The organism is Flagellimonas lutaonensis, from assembly GCF_000963865.1.
GTDB lineage: Bacteria > Bacteroidota > Bacteroidia > Flavobacteriales > Flavobacteriaceae > Flagellimonas_A > Flagellimonas_A lutaonensis.
Genome location: NZ_CP011071.1, coordinates 2,989,920 through 3,009,804 on the forward strand (window position 1 = coordinate 2,989,920; position 19,885 = coordinate 3,009,804).

General features: G+C 45.5%; 19 protein-coding genes. 13 read left to right on the forward strand and 6 right to left on the reverse strand.

Going from position 1 to position 19,885, the window contains the following annotated elements:
- Window positions 1-72: 72 nt before the first annotated feature.
- On the reverse strand, window positions 73-1,380 hold the full coding sequence (locus VC82_RS13830) for an MvaI/BcnI family restriction endonuclease (RefSeq protein WP_045802893.1): 1,308 nt from the start codon (window positions 1,378-1,380) through the stop codon (window positions 73-75).
- Window positions 1,343-2,578: a DNA (cytosine-5-)-methyltransferase gene (gene dcm, locus VC82_RS13835; protein WP_052699051.1), complete on the reverse strand. Its 1,236-nt coding sequence runs from the start codon at window positions 2,576-2,578 to the stop codon at window positions 1,343-1,345. Before dcm ends, VC82_RS13830 begins: the two co-directional genes overlap by 38 nt.
- 385 nt (window positions 2,579-2,963) lie before the next feature.
- On the opposite strand from dcm, the gene VC82_RS13840 reads away from it, so the two are divergent.
- Window positions 2,964-3,806 carry a 1,4-dihydroxy-2-naphthoyl-CoA synthase gene (locus tag VC82_RS13840; protein WP_045802894.1) on the forward strand — a complete coding sequence of 281 codons (843 nt, stop codon included), beginning with the start codon at window positions 2,964-2,966 and terminating at the stop codon, window positions 3,804-3,806.
- A 386-nt stretch (window positions 3,807-4,192) separates the two neighbouring features.
- On the opposite strand, the gene VC82_RS13845 is transcribed toward VC82_RS13840, so the two are convergent.
- Window positions 4,193-5,527 carry a serine hydrolase domain-containing protein gene (locus VC82_RS13845; protein WP_045802895.1) on the reverse strand — a complete coding sequence of 445 codons (1,335 nt, stop codon included), beginning with the start codon at window positions 5,525-5,527 and terminating at the stop codon, window positions 4,193-4,195.
- A 48-nt stretch (window positions 5,528-5,575) separates the two neighbouring features.
- Between VC82_RS13845 and VC82_RS13850 the strand changes: the two genes are divergently transcribed.
- The 5 genes from VC82_RS13850 to VC82_RS13870 are packed head-to-tail and all read left to right on the forward strand — an operon-like array spanning window position 5,576 to window position 9,785.
- Window positions 5,576-5,785 (forward strand): pirin-like C-terminal cupin domain-containing protein, encoded by a 210-nt coding sequence (locus VC82_RS13850; protein WP_084598238.1) that lies wholly within the window; start codon window positions 5,576-5,578, stop codon window positions 5,783-5,785.
- On the forward strand, window positions 5,782-7,248 hold the full coding sequence (locus VC82_RS13855) for an FG-GAP repeat domain-containing protein (RefSeq protein ID WP_052699053.1): 1,467 nt from the start codon (window positions 5,782-5,784) through the stop codon (window positions 7,246-7,248). Before VC82_RS13850 ends, VC82_RS13855 begins: the two co-directional genes overlap by 4 nt.
- A 38-nt stretch (window positions 7,249-7,286) precedes the next feature.
- Window positions 7,287-7,682 (forward strand): 3D domain-containing protein, encoded by a 396-nt coding sequence (locus VC82_RS13860; RefSeq protein WP_157518127.1) that lies wholly within the window; start codon window positions 7,287-7,289, stop codon window positions 7,680-7,682.
- Window positions 7,679-8,341 carry a peptidoglycan recognition protein family protein gene (locus VC82_RS13865; RefSeq protein WP_045802897.1) on the forward strand — a complete coding sequence of 221 codons (663 nt, stop codon included), beginning with the start codon at window positions 7,679-7,681 and terminating at the stop codon, window positions 8,339-8,341. Before VC82_RS13860 ends, VC82_RS13865 begins: the two co-directional genes overlap by 4 nt.
- 4 nt (window positions 8,342-8,345) lie before the next feature.
- Window positions 8,346-9,785, forward strand: coding sequence for a M14 family zinc carboxypeptidase (locus VC82_RS13870; protein ID WP_045802898.1), 1,440 nt, complete (start codon window positions 8,346-8,348; stop codon window positions 9,783-9,785).
- Window positions 9,786-9,796: 11 nt separating this feature from the next.
- Here VC82_RS13870 and VC82_RS15595 read toward each other — a convergent pair whose 3' ends face one another.
- The gene (locus VC82_RS15595; RefSeq protein ID WP_157518130.1) at window positions 9,797-9,961 is read right to left on the reverse strand and encodes a hypothetical protein; all 165 of its coding nucleotides are present in this window, start codon (window positions 9,959-9,961) and stop codon (window positions 9,797-9,799) included.
- A 176-nt stretch (window positions 9,962-10,137) separates the two neighbouring features.
- Here VC82_RS15595 and VC82_RS13875 point away from each other — a divergent pair, with 176 nt between their 5' ends.
- A complete protein-coding gene (locus VC82_RS13875) occupies window positions 10,138-10,752 on the forward strand; it encodes a 3-keto-disaccharide hydrolase (RefSeq protein ID WP_045802899.1) in 615 nt (204 codons plus the stop codon).
- Between the two features lie 73 nt (window positions 10,753-10,825).
- Here the strand turns inward: VC82_RS13875 and VC82_RS13880 are convergent, their stop codons facing one another.
- Together VC82_RS13880 and VC82_RS13885 are read right to left on the reverse strand one after the other, a co-directional pair.
- Entirely contained in the window at window positions 10,826-11,719 is an 894-nt protein-coding gene (locus tag VC82_RS13880; RefSeq protein ID WP_245615913.1) for a 3-keto-disaccharide hydrolase, read from the reverse strand.
- Window positions 11,720-11,899: 180 nt separating this feature from the next.
- Window positions 11,900-12,988 carry a vWA domain-containing protein gene (locus VC82_RS13885; protein WP_045803472.1) on the reverse strand — a complete coding sequence of 363 codons (1,089 nt, stop codon included), beginning with the start codon at window positions 12,986-12,988 and terminating at the stop codon, window positions 11,900-11,902.
- A gap of 99 nt (window positions 12,989-13,087) precedes the next feature.
- On the opposite strand from VC82_RS13885, the gene VC82_RS13890 reads away from it, so the two are divergent.
- From VC82_RS13890 to VC82_RS13915, 6 genes are all read left to right on the forward strand, one after another.
- Complete coding sequence (locus VC82_RS13890) at window positions 13,088-14,026, forward strand: polysaccharide deacetylase family protein (protein WP_045803473.1); 939 nt, start codon at window positions 13,088-13,090, stop codon at window positions 14,024-14,026.
- 114 nt (window positions 14,027-14,140) lie between these two features.
- Window positions 14,141-14,602, forward strand: a complete 462-nt coding sequence (locus tag VC82_RS13895) for a (2Fe-2S)-binding protein (protein WP_045802901.1) — start codon at window positions 14,141-14,143, stop codon at window positions 14,600-14,602.
- Between the two features lie 16 nt (window positions 14,603-14,618).
- Entirely contained in the window at window positions 14,619-16,844 is a 2,226-nt protein-coding gene (locus tag VC82_RS13900; protein WP_045802902.1) for a xanthine dehydrogenase family protein molybdopterin-binding subunit, read from the forward strand.
- Window positions 16,845-16,846: 2 nt separating this feature from the next.
- Window positions 16,847-17,101: a MoaD/ThiS family protein gene (locus VC82_RS13905; protein ID WP_045802903.1), complete on the forward strand. Its 255-nt coding sequence runs from the start codon at window positions 16,847-16,849 to the stop codon at window positions 17,099-17,101.
- Between the two features lie 74 nt (window positions 17,102-17,175).
- Window positions 17,176-18,159: a GTP 3',8-cyclase MoaA gene (gene moaA / locus VC82_RS13910; RefSeq protein ID WP_045802904.1), complete on the forward strand. Its 984-nt coding sequence runs from the start codon at window positions 17,176-17,178 to the stop codon at window positions 18,157-18,159.
- A gap of 71 nt (window positions 18,160-18,230) precedes the next feature.
- Complete coding sequence (locus tag VC82_RS13915; protein WP_045803474.1) at window positions 18,231-19,874, forward strand: tetratricopeptide repeat protein; 1,644 nt, start codon at window positions 18,231-18,233, stop codon at window positions 19,872-19,874.
- Window positions 19,875-19,885 lie beyond the last annotated feature (11 nt).

Here is a 19,885-nt window from a genome sequence, read left to right on the forward strand (position 1 = left end):
CACACTCACTGCAATTATTAGGTTAAGAGTTGGCTTGTGTGAATTGTAGGTGTGTGTTTCTTTAGTATCTGCTTATTCAGTTAGATTTATTATTTCATTCTTCTTATAAAGATTTGGCAGAAATCCCGATTTGATTCTGAATTGGCTTCTCTTTTTAATCTTTGGTTTGTCTGATATATTTTCCAATTTAATTCCTGGGTCATAGTAAATATTCCCATTTGCCATTTGTCCAAGGAAAAGTTGAAAATCTGTTCCTGTTCCCAATATTACGTTGTTCCCATACTTGTATTTTCTATCTCCTTTTGTGTCTGATAATGATGGCACATAGCAGGCCTTGTCGTGCTTTCTATTCCAATGCAACAACATTGAAGAAAAACTCCAAGAAGCTGTTTCGTTGTCTTTTTGGTCAACCAATGCTATTCGTCCATTTGTATTTCTGATTTTACCAGATTCTTGGTCAAATCCGATAAGTTTCATTTCCAATTTAGTAGTTGGGTGGATTTCTCCGGCTTTATGAACGCCACCAAAGTTCATTCGGTCAGGTCTACCAAGTTTATCAGGATAGCCATAAGTTTTAATGAAATATTCCGTTCCTTTCGTTTTGTAAAGTCCATCAGTCGGTTCAGGTGTCATTAGGGTAATTACAGAGGAATTGATATTTTCAAATTTCTTAACTCCAAACTGTTTTATTTCCCAACCCATAAAATCAGGCTCTGAATATCCATTCGGTGTAACGCCCAATTCTGCTTCAAGAGTGTAACCACCACAATTTGAAGCTCGGCAAGGTAGAATGTTCCCATTAGAATCTAAACGTTTTGAATCTATCCAACCTTGGTTATGAATTCTAGTGAGCTCTTGAAGTAAAACAGAACGATTATTTGCTGTTTGAGGTAATTCTATAATCGAAAAGATTCCGTGTTCTCCTAAATTCTTTTCTTGATTGAATTCATTCGCTATTTGCGAATTTGGATGAGAAACATATCCCAAAACTGTACCGGTTTTGCTCACAGCCATAAACAGTAATCTGTCGGCAAGTCTTTGGGTCATTAATTCTGAAGGTGCATTTCTTGAACCTTTGAGAAAACCTGAAAACCGAACTTCAGGATATTTTGGATATAGGATTAATTGAGCGTGATTTGCAGGTGATAGATTTCCCTCGTCAGTTACCCAAGCAAAATTTAATGAGGCTTTAAAGCGTTCTCTTCTCCAATCCCCAGCTTCGACTGTGGTTATGTCTGAAATTGGCAGAACGTTCAGAATTTCAAAATTACCTCCGAAGTAAACTTGGTTTTTTGAATTGTCGTTTGGTGCGAGCTTTTTTACATAGATTTCATCACAACCATTATTGATGAACAGCGATTTTAGGTTCTGTAGATTCATTGATTTTTAAAAGTTCTTTTACAATGTTCTTTCCAACCGCTTGAATTAATGGAACTGCCACCGAATTGCCAAATTGCTTGTATGCTTGATTGTTAGAAACTGGAATAATAAAATTATCTGGAAAACCTTGGATTCTTGCACACTCTCTTGGTGTTAGTCGTCTCGGATTTTTCCCTCTTTGTGGAATTAGTATTTCCGCACCATCCTTATAATATCTTGCACTTAAAGTACGTGAAACCCCATTTAAATTGGTTAGTCCAAAACCAAAGCCGTTGCCTTTAGCTTGATGCTTCTTTTTGTATTCTTGAAGATAGTTCCAAAGTTTGTCAGATAACGTATACTTTGGGTCAACTCGCTTTTGTAGAATATCTCTTATTGCAAGTTCTGTTTCAGGTGGTTCAGGAAATTCAAAAGTTTCTTTTTCTTTGAAAACGGATTTATTAAACCCAACAATTATGATTCTTTCTCGATGCTGTGGAACGTAATATTTTGCATCTAAAACCTTATAATGAATTGAATAACCTAATTCAGATAAAGTTTCGGTGATAACTTTGAAAGTTTTCTTTTTATCGTGCGAGACAAGGTTTTTTACATTTTCAAGCATAAAAACCTTGGGCTTTTTGTGCTCAATTATTCTCGCAATGTCAAAAAACAATGTTCCTTGAGTTTTGTCTAAAAAACCGTGTTGCCTACCTAAAGATTTTTTTTTGGAAACACCAGCAATTGAAAAAGGTTGACAAGGAAAACCGCCAAGCAAAATATCGTGGTCAGGAATTTCTTTCTCCGATATTTGTGTGATGTCTCCGAATGGAACTTCTCCAAAATTAGCTTCGTAAGTTTTCTTTGCAAAAGAATCCCATTCACTTGTAAAAACACATTTCCCTCCAATATTTTGGAATGCAAGCCGAATTCCTCCGACACCAGCAAAAAGATCTATAAATTTAAATTTGGGATCTTCAGTTGGTGGAAAAGGAACGTCCCATTTGATAGGCAAATAATATTGAAATTCGGGTTCTTCAATGATATTTAAGTTCTCGTGCAAATCAGCCAAGTATCTTTTTGCAGTTGGTTTGTAATATTGAGAAACTCCGTTTTTGTGGTTTTGAAAGTAGTGGGTCAAATGAGCCATTTCGTTGGTAGTTTTTTTGTCTACAACGATTTGCAATTTTTCTCGAATATCAGAATATTTTTTATTCATTTAAAATCAATTTGCAAAATAATATGCTCTGTTGAACAGCATTTTGGGTTTAGTTTTTAACAATTTTTTCAACTATCGAACTTAAAGGGTCGGAAAGAAAAATAATCTTGTGATTCTTTAGTATTCCCTTTTTCGTCGGCCAAAACCAAACCCGCCTGTAAAACGGGCAGTTATGCCGATTTGTGTCTTGGCCCTTTTGCAATAAGCACAACAGTATTCTTTGCGGAATTTCCACTCCCCATAAAGCCACCGATACCGAAACCCGTTCGGTACAGGTAGCGAATTTAGCAGAAAAATCCCACCTTTTCAATAGGTCGGGGTCGAAGGTTCTTTAACAGTTTTCAACAACCGCCATTCTCTTTATCTTTGGTAAAATTTTAGCATCATGACCAAACCCAACTGGCAGACCGCCATCGATTTTGACGATATCACCTATAAAAAAAGTAATGGGGTGGCCCGTATTGCCTTTAACCGCCCTGAGGTGCGCAATGCCTTTCGCCCTAAGACCACCAGTGAACTGTACAAAGCCTTTTACGATGCCCAAGAAGATACCTCGATCGGGGTGGTACTGCTCTCTGGCGAGGGCCCTTCGCCCAAAGACAGTGGTTGGGCCTTTTGCAGTGGGGGCGACCAGAAAGCACGCGGCCATCAAGGCTATGTGGGCGAAGATGGGTACCATCGCCTTAATATTTTGGAGGTACAGCGGTTGATACGCTTTATGCCCAAGGTGGTCATCGCCGTGGTGCCCGGTTGGGCCGTGGGTGGCGGGCACAGCCTGCATGTGGTCTGCGATTTGACCTTGGCCAGTAAAGAACACGCCATCTTTAAACAGACTGATGCCGACGTGACCAGTTTTGACGGCGGCTATGGATCTGCCTATCTGGCCAAGATGGTGGGGCAGAAAAAGGCCCGTGAGATCTTTTTTCTGGGGCGCAACTATTCGGCACAGGAGGCCTATGAGATGGGGATGGTCAATGCCGTGGTTCCGCATGCGGAACTCGAAGATACGGCCTATCAATGGGCACAGGAAATTTTGGAAAAGTCGCCCACCAGTATCAAAATGTTGAAGTTTGCCATGAACCTGACCGACGACGGTATGGTGGGGCAGCAGGTGTTTGCCGGCGAGGCCACACGATTGGCATATATGACCGATGAGGCCAAAGAGGGCCGCAATGCCTTTCTTGAAAAACGAAAGCCCAATTTCGGTAAGAACAAGTGGATTCCTTAAAAGCTGTCATTCCTGCGAAAGCAGGAATCTCTTCGCTATAGATCGCTGCTTTTCCGGTGACAGGCTGAAGACAATACGGGATACGACCGGGTATGATGGGATTATGCTTTTCAGCGGAATTTGTTCAACCTACCGTCTTAAATGAACAAAACTTTTCAAAACAGGGTTTCATGGTTGCTGAGCGGAGTCGAAGCAAACTAAAAAGGGCCCTGTCTTTCGATCAGGACCCTTTTACGAGAACACTATATGAAAATGAAAAAATTTATTTTCTGAATCAATTACATGGTAAATGTACGCCCGTACCCCTGCGGGGCGAAATTATTGTTGTGAAGTGTCCCTTTTCTGTGGTCTGTGCCTAAAAACTTGTTATTTGTACCGTAAAAACCTCATTTTATGGCTTTTACCAAAGCCCCTAAAAAGCCGTTGATGTCAAAATCAGGGTCTTCGGCAAGTCCCGTACGCACGATTACCAAGTCTTTTGAAGGGATGATGAAGACATATTGCCCCTGATAGCCGTTGCAAGAGAACAGGTCTTTGGGCACATCGGGATAGATACCACCGGCATTCAGCCAAAAGTGGGCCCCGTACCCCCCATCGGAATGTTCGGTGGGGGTGGTGATATAATCGACCCATTCGGGAGCGAAGAGCTGTTCATCGTTCCATTGGCCGTTATTTAGGTATAATTGTCCGAACCGGGCCCAGTCCCTTGTATTGGCCCAGCCATAGGAAGACCCCACATAGTTGCCTTCGAGATCGGCTTCGAGCAGCATGCTGTGCATGCCTATTTTGTCGATCAGATCTTCGTACGGAAAATCAAGATATTCTTGATGGGTTCTAAATTGCATACGAAGAATGCCCGACAACAGATTGCTGGTGCCAGAAGAGTAGTTCCAAATTTCAGTGGGTTCCGCTAGGGCCTTTTTGTTTTTCTGGGCCTCGGTCATGTCGCTATCTAGAAAAAGCATCTTGGTGACATCTGATATGCCGCTGTAATCTTCCTCCCATGCCAGTCCGCTCTGCATGCGCAGTAAGTGGTCTAAGGTTATGTATTGGCGCTCGTCATTTTTCCATTCCACAATGGGTGCTGGCCACTGGACCTCTATCTTCTTTTGGTGCTCCAAGATACCGTACAAAGTAGCGAGCACACTTTTCGTCATCGACCATCCCAGCACCGGGGTATCTTTGGTAAAGCCATCCACATACTTCTCATGGAGCAAATGCCCTTTGTACAATACCAAGAGGGTGCGTGTTTTTTGCACCTCGTTGTTGGTAAAGGGTAGTGCGACAGCTTTTTGCAGCTGTCCATAATCTATTTCGGGGAATAGGGTGTCCTTGGGGGGCAAATGCCCAAAAGGGTAGGGCCGTTCTATTTTTGATAGGGTTCGCCTGGGTTGCAGGTAGGGCTGCCCTTCCTTATAATCATCGTTTACCAGTACACAGCCCAGTCCCTCGCGGTAAATCGTCTTTCGCTCCATGAGTCCGTACACAGTGGCAGAGGCACTTTTTTGTTCATAATCGACCGCTGTTTCGGCCAACTCGATCAATGGAAATTTCAGATCGTTGGCCACGACAGCTTCAGCCTGCCTATTGGCCACAAAAACCTGTGAGGCCATGTATTTGGAGGCATATCCTGAAATAATGTTCAATTTCGAATAGTTGAAGTATACCAAAATGGCCACGGCCACCAATAGTAACAGAAGAATGCGTTTGAACCACTTCATGGGATGGAATTTATTGTAACTTTCATGGCGAATATAAACATTTGACGAATGTCGAATATTGGAATGATCATTGAAGAGCGCAGTCGTGATATCGGCGATTTTTTGGTGGGTCGGTTGATTCCCTTTGCTGAAGAGCGCCATATTTTTTGGAATTTCGTATCCTCCAGCAAAAAAAAAATAGAACATGCCAAGAAGGCTTGGCAGAACAAGACCTTTTCCATGATGAAAGGTGGTGATACCTATGTGCCGCTTCCATGAAAAAAGTTGTTTTTAAGATTGTGTTGATGGCACTGCTGTGCTTTTTGGGATGTAAAAAGAAAGAGGCACCGGTTGCCGCAGAAGCCCTTTACAACAACTATTGTGCGGCCTGCCATGCCCTACCAAGAATCGATAGGCTGCCCAAGCATATTTGGAAATATTTTGTGCTGCCCGATATGGCTGCCCGCATGAAGATAACCGAACAGTATCAAGACCCGTTTCAAGAAGCGACCCTTAGACCTGAAATTGCCCTGAAAGACTGGGTGCGACTAGAGAACTACATTGTTTCGTTGGCCCCTGAGAAGCTTCCTGCGACCCCCTTGCCCAAGGCAGAGGCGTTGCAACAGTTCACGGAGAAACCTTTGTCCCTTGATGACCAAAACGGGTCGCTGATCACCTATTTCCAAATGGAGCGTGACCACCTTTTTGTTGGAAACTACAATGGTGAGGTTTATAACTACATGCTTTCTGAACGGCAAAGAAAGCCAATAGTTAAGGCTAAAACGCCGGTTACCTGGTTTTCTACCGTTGGCAGTTGGGCTTTTGTGACAGAGGTGGGCCTATTGGACCCTTCTGAACAGGCCGAAGGGAGCATCACCGTGTTAGGGCAAAAAGATACTGTACGAATCCCTGTGAAATTGCACCGCCCGGTGCATACCTTGGCCACTGATTTGAATGGTGACGGAACCATAGAATTGGTGGTCAGCGAGTTTGGCGATCAAACAGGACGGCTCTCACTGTTGACCCAAAACGGCGACGCTACCTATCGGCAAAAAACCCTGCTCAACCAACCCGGCTGTATTCGAACACTGGCCAAAGACATGAACGATGATGGAAAGTTGGATCTGGTGGTCTTGACATCCCAAGGCAACGAAGGCATTACGGTACTTTACCAAAAAAACGACCTGGCTTTCAGGGCCGAAAGGGTTTTGGAGTTCAGCCCCGTATTTGGCAGCAGTTGGTTCGAAATGCTCGATTACAATGGCGATGGCCATACGGACATTGTAACGGTCAATGGCGACAATGCCGATAAGTCTTATGTACACAAACCCTACCACGGGCTGCGCATACATTTGAACGATGGGCAACATAATTTTGAGGAGGTGTTTTTTTATCCCCTGAACGGGGCCACCCGTTTTGTAGCGGAAGATTTTGATCAAGATGGCGATATCGATTTTGGGGTGATCAGCACTTTTCCTGACTACGAAAGGGCCCCACGCCGCTCTTTTGTATATTTAGAGAACAAAAATGCCGAAACGTTCACCTTTTCCACAAAGGTGCTGAAAGACCCTTTTGCAGGCAGATGGTTTTTAATGGATGCTGGCGATGTCGACAACGATGGTGACCTTGATATGGTGCTCACCTCGTTCACCTATTCCTTTATGGCCGTTCCAAAAAACCTTTCAGATCGGTGGGCCGATGAAAATGTGGACGTTTTGCTGTTGGAGAATACCTTAAAATAGATGCCATCCAGAAAAAGATTTACATAATTTGCCTGTTGGTGGCCCTGGGCTGTAAAGAGGAGGAGCCAAAAAAGCCCGACCCCCACGATTGGCATGGCCTTGAGGTGACCGTTTCGGCCTATAATTCAGTGCCCTGGCAGACCGATAGTTTGGCGAACATAGCCGCTTGGGGCGATACGCTCAAACCGGGCATGAAGGCCATTGCCGTATCGCGAGACCTGCTCAAACAAGGGCTTGGCCACAATACCATGGTCAAAATTGACACCATGAGCGATACGTTTTATGTGAAAGACAAGATGCATTGGCGATGGCGTAAAAGAATTGATATTTACATGGGAAACGATGTAAAAAAGGCACGTGAATGGGGAAAGAAAAAATTGATGATCTGCTATGCCGTGCACAAAAACGACTCTGTAAAAACCGAAACGGAATGAAGAGACAGCATTTTTATATACTACTAGTACTACTGGGCAGCCTTTCGTGCAGCAGTTCAGTGGCAATTGTTGATAGGCCCATCGAATTTGGCGAAGAGCGCATACAACTTACCAAAGAATACCTCGAGCAGCGCTACGGATTGGAACAGGACACCCCTGAAATTGAGCCCAAGATGATTGTGCTGCACTGGACGGCCATACCCACACTCCAAAAATCATATGAAGCCTTCGAAAAGTCCACTTTGCCGAATTGGCGGCCCGATATCGAGAGTGTCAGTGGCCTGAACGTCTCGGCCCACTTTTTGGTGGACCGTGATGGCACCATTTACCGCCTGATGCCCGAAAAGACCATGGCACGGCATGTAATTGGTTTGAACCACTGCGCCATTGGCATTGAGAATGTTGGGGGTACAGAAGAAACCCCGTTGACCAGAAAGCAGCTTAAGGCCAATGTTTGGCTGGTTGACTACCTGGCGGAAAAGTATGATATCGAGTACCTGATCGGGCATTATGAATACACCCGGTTCGAGGGCCACCCATTGTGGTTGGAAGTAGATGAGGGCTACCGAACCAAAAAAACGGATCCGGGCCAAAAATTCATGAAAAGGGTGCGCCGTGCCACCAAAAAGCATAATTTTAAACCCGTTCCTGAAAAGTAATTTTATGAGCCATTTTAAGTATCTGATTTGTTTGTTCGCCCTTGTTTCTACCTGCACTGCGCAAACCGATTTGACCGCGAAACTCTACGAAACGTACGAAAAATATAAAGAGTCTTCGTTAAACAAACGGCGCATCAAACACAGCCAAATACAACCCTTGATCGATACCTTTAGCAACAACCCCAAATTTGAGGTGAACAAAGTAGGGGAGTCCATCGAGGGTCGAGACCTGACCCTGATCAGTATCGGTGGGGGCAACACCAACATTTTTCTATGGTCGCAGATGCACGGTGATGAACCCACCGCCACACAGGCAATTTTTGACATCCTCAATTTTCTGGATTCGGATGATTTTAAGCATGAAAAACAGGTAATACTCCAGAACCTGAAACTTCACTTTCTACCCATGTTGAATCCTGATGGGGCAGAAGTGTTCCAACGCAGAAATGCCTTGGGCATCGACATCAACCGAGATGCGCTGCGTTTGCAATCGCCCGAAGGGCGTACGTTGAAGAGGGTCCGCGACAGTCTTGACGCTGCTTTTGGCTTTAACCTTCACGACCAAAGCCGCTACTACAATGCCGAACGCACCCCCAAGCCTGCGACCATCTCGTATTTGGCCACGGCCTATAATTACGAAAAAGACATCAACGAGGTACGTGCCAATGCCATGAAGGTAATCGTGTTCATGAACGATGTAATCCAAAAATACGCACCTGGTCAGGTGGGGCGGTACAACGATGATTTTGAACCACGGGCCTTTGGCGACAACATTGCCAAATGGGGCACTAGCCTTATCTTGATAGAATCAGGTGGCTACGCCAACGACCGTGAAAAGCAGGAGATTCGAAAGTTGAACTATGTGTCGATACTTTCAGCCCTCTACACCATTGCCACGGGCAGTTATAAGCAGATACCCATTGAGGAATACGAGAAAATTCCGAAGAACGACCGTAACCTTTTTGACCTTAAGATAGCCAATGTTACCTATGAACTGAACGGCAACGACTATATCATCGATTTGGGCATACAGCGGCAAGAGGTCGATTTAGAGGGCCACAACGATTTCTATTACAAAAGCATCATTGTAGACCAGGGCGATCTTTCGACCTATTACGGATACGAGACTTTTGATGCATCGGGATATAAAATCGTTCCGCCGAAAATCGCTTTCGAAGAACAGAAGGCCAACAGCCTATTGACCAAAGGGGTAGCCTATCTTCAAAAAGAGCCTCCTGACAAGGGTTTCCATACCGAAGAACCCTTCCATTGGGTGGAAAAAGACTTTAAGTTACCTGAATTCAGGCTACAACCAGGTCAAAACCCAACTTTTTTCCTTGAAAAAGACGGTACGATCACCCATGCCGTGATCAACGGTTTTTTACTCGATTTAAGCAAACCGCTAGAACAACAGGGTTTTGGCAATGCACTGATCTATCGTTAGCGTAGTCTTTTTCAATACCCGTACTGTATATTTTGGGGCATGGTGGCAAACAATAAGACCAACATGAAGACCAAAGTGAATACAATCGATGTAAAAAGCGATAATACCAAGCCTTTCGACCAGTTTGAATAGGGGCCGATGGCGCTGTTCTGAATAATTTCCTTGATAACATCCATAACCTGAGTTTTTTTGAGTTAAACTTCTTCAGTCTTTAGGATGTTGGTAGTTGCAGTCGTCATATATAGAACAATTATTGGGCCAAAAACCCTACCTAAATGGTCGTTCAGCGAATATATGCGGGCATTTCATGCATCAAATTCGTACATTCATGGCATATTTCAAATCAAAAACAATGAAGATATCATTTAACTTAATTACACTACTGGCAATAGTGGTATCTGGCCAAACAACGGTCGGCCAAGAGTTCGAAGGCCAAAGCCTTTTCAATGGCAAAAACTTGGACGGATGGGTGCAACACGGTGACGAAAAGTGGTATGTGGAAGATGGACTGCTTATTTGTGAGAGTGGCCCCAAAGCGGAGTATGGCTACCTGTCCACCGAAGACGATTACGACAATTTTGAACTGACCCTTGAGTTCAAGCAGGAAGCGGACGGCAACAGTGGGGTCTTCTTTAAATCTACCTTTGAGGGCAACAAGGTTACAGGTTGGCAGGTAGAGGTAGCGCCCCCCGGTAAACACACGGGCGGCATCTACGAATCGTATGGTCGTGGTTGGCTCATAAAACCAAGTCCTGAGAAAGAAGCTGCCTTAAAAATGGGCGAATGGAACAAAATGACCATTTCGGTAATGGGCCCCACGGTGACCACTTGGTTGAACGGAGTTCAAATGGTAGAGCTCACCGATGAAAAAATTGGTCAGGGCAAAGGGGCCATTGCGCTGCAGATACATGATGGGGGAGGAATAAAAGTGAAATGGCGCAACATTAAGATAAAAACGGTTCAGTAGTCCTGTTCCAAGAAAAAGAAAAAAGCCCTGACGATACTGTCAGGGCTTTTTATATTCTAAGAACTCTGCTAAGTCAGTTCGACTCCAAAATGGGGGTCACCACAAATGACTTGAACTCCACAGGGCCATGGTCTCCTTGAATCATAATTGGCCCAGGCTCTCCTTCGTTGCTATCCAATGCCCCTCCTGTTATTCCCGGTATGGTCTGGTCACAGATAATGGTTTTTCCATTGGCTACTACAGTAACCCGCCTACCGATCAGGGTTACCTCATAGGTTTGCCAATCTCCCGGGTTGCCGGCAACATTCTCGTTGGGTTCCAAAAAACCATAAATGCCGCCGAAATAGATATCCGAAGCGGGTAGTCCTTTGTTGTCGGCGATCTGAAGCTCGTAACGGCCACGTAGATAAATGCCGCTGTTGCTGCCCTTAGGGTACCTGAATTCGGTTACCAGTTTAAAATCGGAAAAGGTATCATTGCTGATAAGATTGGCCCCTGAACGGGTATTTTTTAAAATACCGTTTTCAACCACCCAGTTATCATCTTCGCGATCGGTATGCCAATGGGTGAGGTCTGTGCCGTTAAAGAGTTCCATGGGCTCGCCCCAGGCCGGTCGGTCATTATAGGGCAGGTCAGGCGCAGGGGTACCTGTCCACTGGTATATCTTGCCATCGACATATTTCATGGTGCCCTTCAACTTTCCGTCGACTAAGGTACCTGTAAATTCCATGTCACCGCCCTCGGGTTCCCACTGGCGCGGAATTTCGAAACTGAAATTGTTGCCATCGATCTTTACCTCTGAAATGGGCCTTGCGCTTCCGAAGGCAAACACAAAGCGGCCGATCATGGTCTCGTGGCCTGAATGGCGTATCTCTAGCCAAGAAGGCAATACTTTGCCCTCGAACTCCATCACAAGGTCCCAACGACCTTCAAGAGGATGCAACTCTTGGGCACTTAAATTAGCCATACAAAAAAGTAAAAGACTAGAAATCAATGTTCTCATCGTATTTTTCATCTAGTATTGAATTTTGCGACAATTTAATGATTTCTATGGAAGCCCTTAAAAAAGAGCCAACATAAAAAACCACCATGAAATGAGTTTCTTGGTGGTCTTTAGTATAAAATTTTATAAAGTTTTGATAGTACGTCACTCACATCCTCCCGTGAAACCATCCGCATTGAACTTGGTCTGTACCGCGCCTTGCAGGTTACCGTTGGTGAGTTGTATCACCAAATTGTTCTCGCCACTACCGTCGCGCTTGGGTGTGCAGTACTCAAAAAGGTAAAAACTATTGGCCTGCTCTGAGACGCGCTGTGAAATTTGGTTAAAGGTAGTTTCCAACTGTTCTTTGTTGTTGGCGAAAACGCTGGCCGTCTTGCCAATTTCCATCAATACCTGGGTGTCGATTTCAGCACCAAGACCGATGGTGAAGAACGAAATGTTGCTATTTGCCTCATTGACGGCCTTAAGGGCACGTTCTTCGGTATAGCGTGAGGCCTGGTCTGTACCATCGGTGAAAATGACCACTGAGGCCGCGCCGATAACAGAATTATTATTACTTTCCCTAATCAGGTCCTCAGCAATATCGGTTGACTTGATCACTGCGCCGTACAGATCCGTTGAAGGGTCGCTGCTGATATCTTGGGTTATACCGTCAATGGCCCCCGTCAGTTCGGCCGTTGAAGAGGTCAGCTCGTTGAGTAGGTGCAGTTGGTCTTCACCATCAAACCAATAAATGGCTATTTTAAATGACTCCGTTTCAGGCGAGGGCATTACATTGTTCACAAAGCTGGTAGCGGCCACTTTAAGCTCTTCAAGACTGCTTTCCAAAACCGAATTGCTCAAATCGAGTACCAATAGTGTATTGTTGCTGAACACTTGCGAATTGGGCGAAATACGCGCTTGCGATTCTGAAGAGGATATGGTATTGAAACAATCATCGTTGCGCCCCTGCTCATAAATGGTGAACTGATCGGCCGTTAGACCTGAGATCGGATTTCCTTGCTTGTCAGACACCTTGAAAAGGATCGAGACTTTGCTCGGAGGGGCGGTATACTGTTCTTGGATCGACAACAGCAGGTCGTTTTCACCAAAGCCCAAGCAATCATCCGGCTCCTTGCCCTTACCAAGCTCACCTTGGTTGATGTCGAAACTCACATCGTCATCGGCGTTGCCACATGAAACCAAGAAGAGAACAGAAAAGAGATAGGGTAGTATTTTAGCAAAAGTTTTCATTTTCATTTTTGTTTAGGGTTCAGCCTTTCAACGCAAAAACCGGGCCGATAGTATACAGTCCGAAAATTTTGTAGCTTCATGAGCAACAAAAGTGGCTACATGAAAAAAGTATTTCCTTTCCTATGTTTCCTGATATTTTTTGGTTTTCAACAGGTGGCGGCCCAAGCGACCAATGTGGCCGAAAGACTGGGGTATTCAAAACATGATAAACTATTAATCATACACGCAGATGATCTGGGGGTGGCACATTCTGAGAACAAGGCCAGCATCAAGGCGATGGAAGAAGGCTGTGTCAATTCTGCCAGCATAATGGTTCCGTGCCCTTGGTTTCCTGAAATTGCCGCGTATGCGAAAGAGCACCAAGAAATGGATTTCGGCTTGCATTTAACCGTGACCAGCGAGTGGAAATACTACAAGTGGGGACCTTCATACTGGAGCCATATCATGGCCTCTTTCAGAAACGAGCAAGGTTATTTTTATGACAACGTGGCTGATGTGGCGGCCAAGGGGAACCCCGACGTGCTAAAAACCGAATTGGCCACACAGGTACGGTTGGCACTCAACGCCGGTATTGATGTAACCCATTTAGATGCCCACATGGGGGCGGTAATGGCAACCCCTGAGTTTTTAAAGGCCTATATTCAGGTTGGAAGAGATCATAGCCTCCCCGTTTTATTGGATTATGGTATTCCAGTCATGGATAGCCCAGAAATTCAACAAATGATGACCGAGAAAGATGTGGTTGTAGACCGGGTGTTGACGGCCATGCCAGAAGATTTTGCGGATGGAATGGACCAGTATTATACCAAGGTGTTGAACGAATTGGAACCAGGTTTGAACTGTCTGCTCATACACACCGCCTATGATGATGAGGAAATGCAGGCCATAACCATTGACCACCCCGATTGGGGTTCGGCATGGCGACAAGCCGATTACGATTTCTTTACCAGTGATAAATGTGCAGCGTTGTTAGGGGCGAACGGGATTATTTTGGTGACCTGGCGCGAGATACGTGATAAAATCACCCGGGCCGAATAATTTTCACTGTTTTAAAGCTTTGTTAAAACACAAGCGCTCCTGTTAAAAATAAATATCCCGATAATTTTTTTGGTAACTTCAACAGGTAATCCAACATAAATCAATCTATCAACTATGCCAACGTATCAAATCAAGGTCAACGGTGCACAAAAGACCGTTGATGTTTCCGCAGACACGCCCGTGCTTTGGGTGCTGCGAGACCACTTAGACTTGGTAGGCACCAAATACGGCTGTGGAATCGGCCAATGCGGGGCCTGTACCATTCATGTTGACGGTGTGGCCATGAGAAGCTGCTCAATGACCATGGGCCAGCTCGAAGGTAAATCGGTTACTACCATTGAAGGACTTTCTGAGGATGGAAGCCATCCTGTCCAGATTGCCTGGAAAGAAGTCGATGTGCCCCAATGTGGGTATTGCCAAGCGGGGCAGATCATGACCGCTTCGGCCTTTTTGGAGAGCAATCCGAATCCTACCGAAGAAGACATCAAGAATGCCATGCACGGAAACATCTGTCGCTGCGCGGCTTACAATCGAATCTATAGGGCGGTCGAAAAGGCTGCTGAGAACATGGGTTAACACATAAACAAGAATCATGGCAAATCAACATATGACATTAAGTAGAAGGGGCTTTATGCGCACCACCGGTCTAGCCAGTGGTGGCATGCTCATAGGTTTCAACCTGTTTCAGGCCTGTAAGCCCAAGGTAGAACCGCCCGTTGACCTTTCGCAGCTCAATTACAACGACTTCAACGCATTTATTGAAATAGCGGAAGATGGCACCGTTAAGATATATTCGCCGAATCCTGAAATAGGGCAGGGGGTAAAGACCTCCATGCCCATGATCATTGCCGAGGAGCTGGATGTGGCATGGAAAGATGTGTATGTAGCACAAGCACCTTTGAATACAGAACATTATACCCGTCAGGTTGCTGGTGGCAGCCAGTCAATACGCCACGGATGGGATGCTCTTCGACAGACCGGTGCCACGGCCAAACAGATGTTGGTGAATGCTGCAGCTGCCAAGTGGGGCGTTGATGCATCTGAATGTACTGTGAGCGAAGGGGTAATTACAAATGCTGCCGGCGAGACCCTCGGTTACGGTGACGTGGTGAACGAGGCCGCAAAATTGGAAGTGCCCGAAGAAGTGACCCTTAAAAAACCCAGTGAATATAACATTATTGGCAAAGATGCCCGAAACGTTGACATAGATGAAATTATTACGGGCAAGCCCCTATTCGGATTGGATTACAAGGTGGAAGGAATGGTCTATGCCGCAGTTGCAAGGCCACCGGCATTTGGCCAAACACTGAAGTCATTCGACGATACCAAGGCCAGACAAATGCCTGGTGTCATTGACATCTTTACCATAGGGGAGAAAGCCCGGGCATTATTGGAAAAAGACGAACGAACCGGCAATATCTTGTCAGGAAGCGATAAAGTAGTGGTCATTGCCGAAACCACTTGGCAGGCCATGAAGGCCAAGGAAGCGCTGGAAACGGTTTGGGAAGATGGAGAAAATATGGAGAGCACTGCTGACCACGACAAAATATTGACCGATTTGCTTGATGGCAACGAATTTCAGACCATGCGGGCAGACGGTAACGTAAAAAAGGCCTTTGCCGAGGCCGACCAAGTGTTGGAACGCACCTACGAGTCGCCCTTTTTACCGCACAACTGCATGGAACCCATGAACTTTTTTGCCCATGTAACAGATGAGAAAGTACATTTGGTGGGTCCGATACAGACGCCCGAATGGAAAGCCGGACTCGTATCGGCAATGCTAGAGCGCGACCCAAAGGAAATCCACCTGGAGATGACCCGTATGGGCGGGGGCTTTGGCCGACGGCTTTTTGGTGATTTTGTGCTTGAAGCAGCAGAAATATCCGACAAGATCAGAAAGCCTGTTAAAGTGGTCTACTCCAGGGAAGACGATATGAACGATGGCATTTACAGAATGGCCATCAAATACCGCATAAAGGCAGGTGTAAAAGATGGCCAGGTTACCGCTTACCATTTGAAAGAGGCTGCCATCAACTCGAATATGTACGGTTTGATACCAAATTTCTTTCCGGCAGGGGCAATTGAAAATTACCAAGTAGACGCCGCCAACCATAAAAGTCCCATCACCACAGGGGCATGGCGCGCGCCGTACACCAATTTTTTGGCCTATGCAGAACAGAGTTTCTTTGATGAACTGGCCGAAATGATGGAGGTGGATCGCGTACAACTGCGGTTAGACCTCTTGAAAAAGGTAGATGCCGCATCCGACGAACGGATTCAGTATTCTCCTGAACGAATGATCAAGGTAATCGAGAGCGCTGTTGAAAAATCGGGTTGGGGCAAACAACCCAAAGGGGTGTACCAAGGTTTTGTAAACTATTATTGCCATAACAGCCATGTAGCAGAGGTTGCTGATGTGGTCATTGAAAATGGCGAACCGGTGGTAAAAAAAGTGACCTGTGTAGTGGATTGTGGCATTGTAGTGAATCCACTGGGCGCCAAAAACCAGGCCGAAGGCGGGGTTATTGATGGCATTGGACATGCCATGTATGGGGATTTTGGATTTGAGAAGGGCAAGCCTGTTGCCAGTAATTTTGACAAGTATCGGTTGATTCGTATGAAAGAAGCCCCGGTCGTCGAGGTGCATTTTATCAAGAACGATCTTTCGCCTACAGGTCTGGGGGAACCTACCTTGCCACCGGCGGGCGGGGCCATTGCCAATGCCTTAAAGGCCGCAACGGGCAATCGTCTATATAAACAGCCATTTACCAAGACACCTGAATTATTGAAACCACGAAAACAGGAAATCATAGGGTAAGTATGACCATATTATTGTTCGGGGTTACCAAAGATATTGTCGGTAGCCCAACATTATCCATACCAACATCGACCATCACGGGTAAAAAGGTGCCCAAGACGGTGGGCGAACTGCGCACCTATCTGGGGAAACTTTATCCAAAATTGAATACCTTGTCGTCGTTGGCAATCGCGGTGAACAATGCCTATGCCGAAGATGAAAAAGAAATCCATTCGTATGATGAAATTGCATTGATCCCCCCTGTCAGTGGAGGATAAGCCATAAATTGAAGTGTGAAATAAAAATAGGAAATGTCATGCTGAGCCTGTCGAGGCATGAGTTTAGCTTTTGAATGTTGATAGACAACCACAATAGAACCATCAATTACCTACGGTTGGCCGTGACCGATCGCTGCAACCTGCGCTGTAACTACTGCATGCCCTCCGAGGGGATCAACTTTGCCAAACGCGATTCGGTGTTTACCATTGACGAGCTGTGTCTGGTGGCCGAAATATTGGTCGGGCAAGGCATCGAAAAAATCCGTATTACGGGCGGTGAGCCCTTTGTGCGAAAAGATTTGATGGTTTTGCTGAGGCATCTGACCACGCTCAAGGGGTTGAACGATATATCGGTCACCACCAATGCCACGTTGATCGGTCCGCATATCGATGAACTTAAGCAGTTGGGCATCAACAATATCAATGTCAGCCTCGATGCCATAAACCGCGGGACCTTTGAAAAGATTACCCGACGCAACCAGTACGACACGGTACACAACAATTTGATCCGATTGATTTCGGAGGGATTCAATGTACGCATCAACTTCATCGTATTGGAAGGACAGAACGAGCAGGATATTTTGCCCATATTACGACTGATGAAGCACTATCCGGTCTCCGTACGGTTTTTGGAGGAAATGCCCTTTAATGGGGGGAGCAAGACCTTCCAAAAAATCAAATGGGACTACAAGGCCATTCTTGCGCATATAACGGAAGCCTTTCCCAACTACCGAAAATTGGAATCACCGGCAACATCCACCTCCATCAACTACCAGATTGAAGGGCACAAGAGTACTTTTGGGCTTATTCCCTCATTCAGCCGTACCTTTTGCGGAAGTTGCAATCGACTCCGCATCACGGCCACAGGAGATGTGATCACCTGCCTATACGGAAAGCCCAAGGCCAATCTGCGTGAAATGGTCAGGGGCGGAAACCCTCGTGAAAAAGTGGCGCAGACCATATTGGCAACCCTCGGCAGTAGGGCCAAGACCGGTTTTGAGGCACAAAACGAACACGAAAAGGTATTTGATAAGTCAATGACTTCCATTGGAGGGTGAACGATGTTATGAAGTATGAAAATGAACACGAAGTATCGGACATTCCACAGTGTAAATGGCAATTTCTTGGTATGAAAAAAACACTCATTTTACTGGCTTTATTTGCATTTTGCCATGTTTCCGCCCAAAAAGGTATTTCAAGTGCAGATTGGCAGGCAGACCTTCGTTATCTCCAGAAAACGGTTCATGATGACTACCCCTTTCTTTTTAAAAAGACCACTCCAGAGGTTTTCGATACCGCTATTGAAGAACTTTATGGCAAAATACCCAAACTTCAAGACCATGAAGTGCTGGTCGGCCTCGCCAAGATAGTCTCCCTGTTCAAATACGGCCACACTGGCGTAGGTTTTAGGGATAATCCGATACCTTATCACAAACTGCCCATGGTTATCTACCAATTCGCAGATGGGGTTTACATAACCGGGGCACATAAAAAATATGGAGAAATAGTGGGGGCCAAGATCCTCAAGGTTGAAGACCGGCCGATAGATGAAGTGCTAAAGGCCATTTACCCAGTAGTGCCAGCTGAAAACGACCAATATTTCAAAGCATATGGCATCAGTTATCTGACCATTCCCGAAGTGCTACATGCCCAGGGCATCACCAAGACGTTGCAAGAAAATATCACCATGCAGCTCGAGAAAGATGGAAAGATCTTTATGTCCATCGTCAAGGCCACCGATGAACTAGACTTTCCGTTGCAATATGGGGAAGTGAAACCGGCATCTGATTGGGTGAGTGCCAGAGACCTATCCAATCCGCCACATTATCTCAAAGACCTTGATCAGATATATTATTATGAGTACCTGCCAGAAGAGAAGGCATTGTACGTAAGACACAGCCAAATTCAAGATGACCCTTCTGAGGACATTCCTTCTTTTTTCGGTCGTGTCTTCAGTTTTATCGAAAACAACGATGTTGAGAAATTGGTGTTGGACGTGCGCCTGAACGGGGGCGGCAACAATTATAAGAACAAGCCCGTGGTCACGGGAATCATCGAAACCAAAAAAATCAATAAAACGGGCAAATTGTATGTCATTATCGGAAGACGCACTTTTTCAGCTTGCCAAAACCTGGTCAATGAACTGGACAATTACACCAATGTTATTTTCGTAGGGGAACCGACCGCCGAGAACATCAATTTTTATGGTGACAACAAAAAAGTGGTGTTGCCGAACAGTGGAGTGCCTGTCTATTTGTCTTTTGCATGGTGGCAAGACAAGCCCCAATGGGAAAACGGGCCCTATACCGTACCTGATGTAAGCGTAGCACCTAGCTTTGAAGACTATAGATTGAACAGGGACCCTGTACTTGAAAAAGCGCTGGGTTTTGATGGCCCCAACTTTATCAGTGACCCAATGGCATATCTCAGGGGTTTGTTCGAGGCGAACAAGATCGACTTGTTGAAAAAAGAGGCGGTACGGCTGGTAAACGATCCTTTGTACGAAAACGTGGACTTTGAAAGTGAATTCACCAGGGCCGGTTATTCGCTGTTGGATGCGGATCGGCAGCAAGAGGCCATTTTCGTATTCGAGCTTACCACGGCCTTATTTCCTGAATCGGACTATTGCTGGTATTCGTTGGCCGAGGCGTGTTTAAAGGCTGGCGATACCACCAAGGCCAAAGAATATTATAAAAAGGCAATAGCGCTGAACCCGAAAGGGTCCACGGCCAATTTTGCCAAGAGCAGATTGGAGAAGATTACAAGCGATTAGTATCCGCTTGT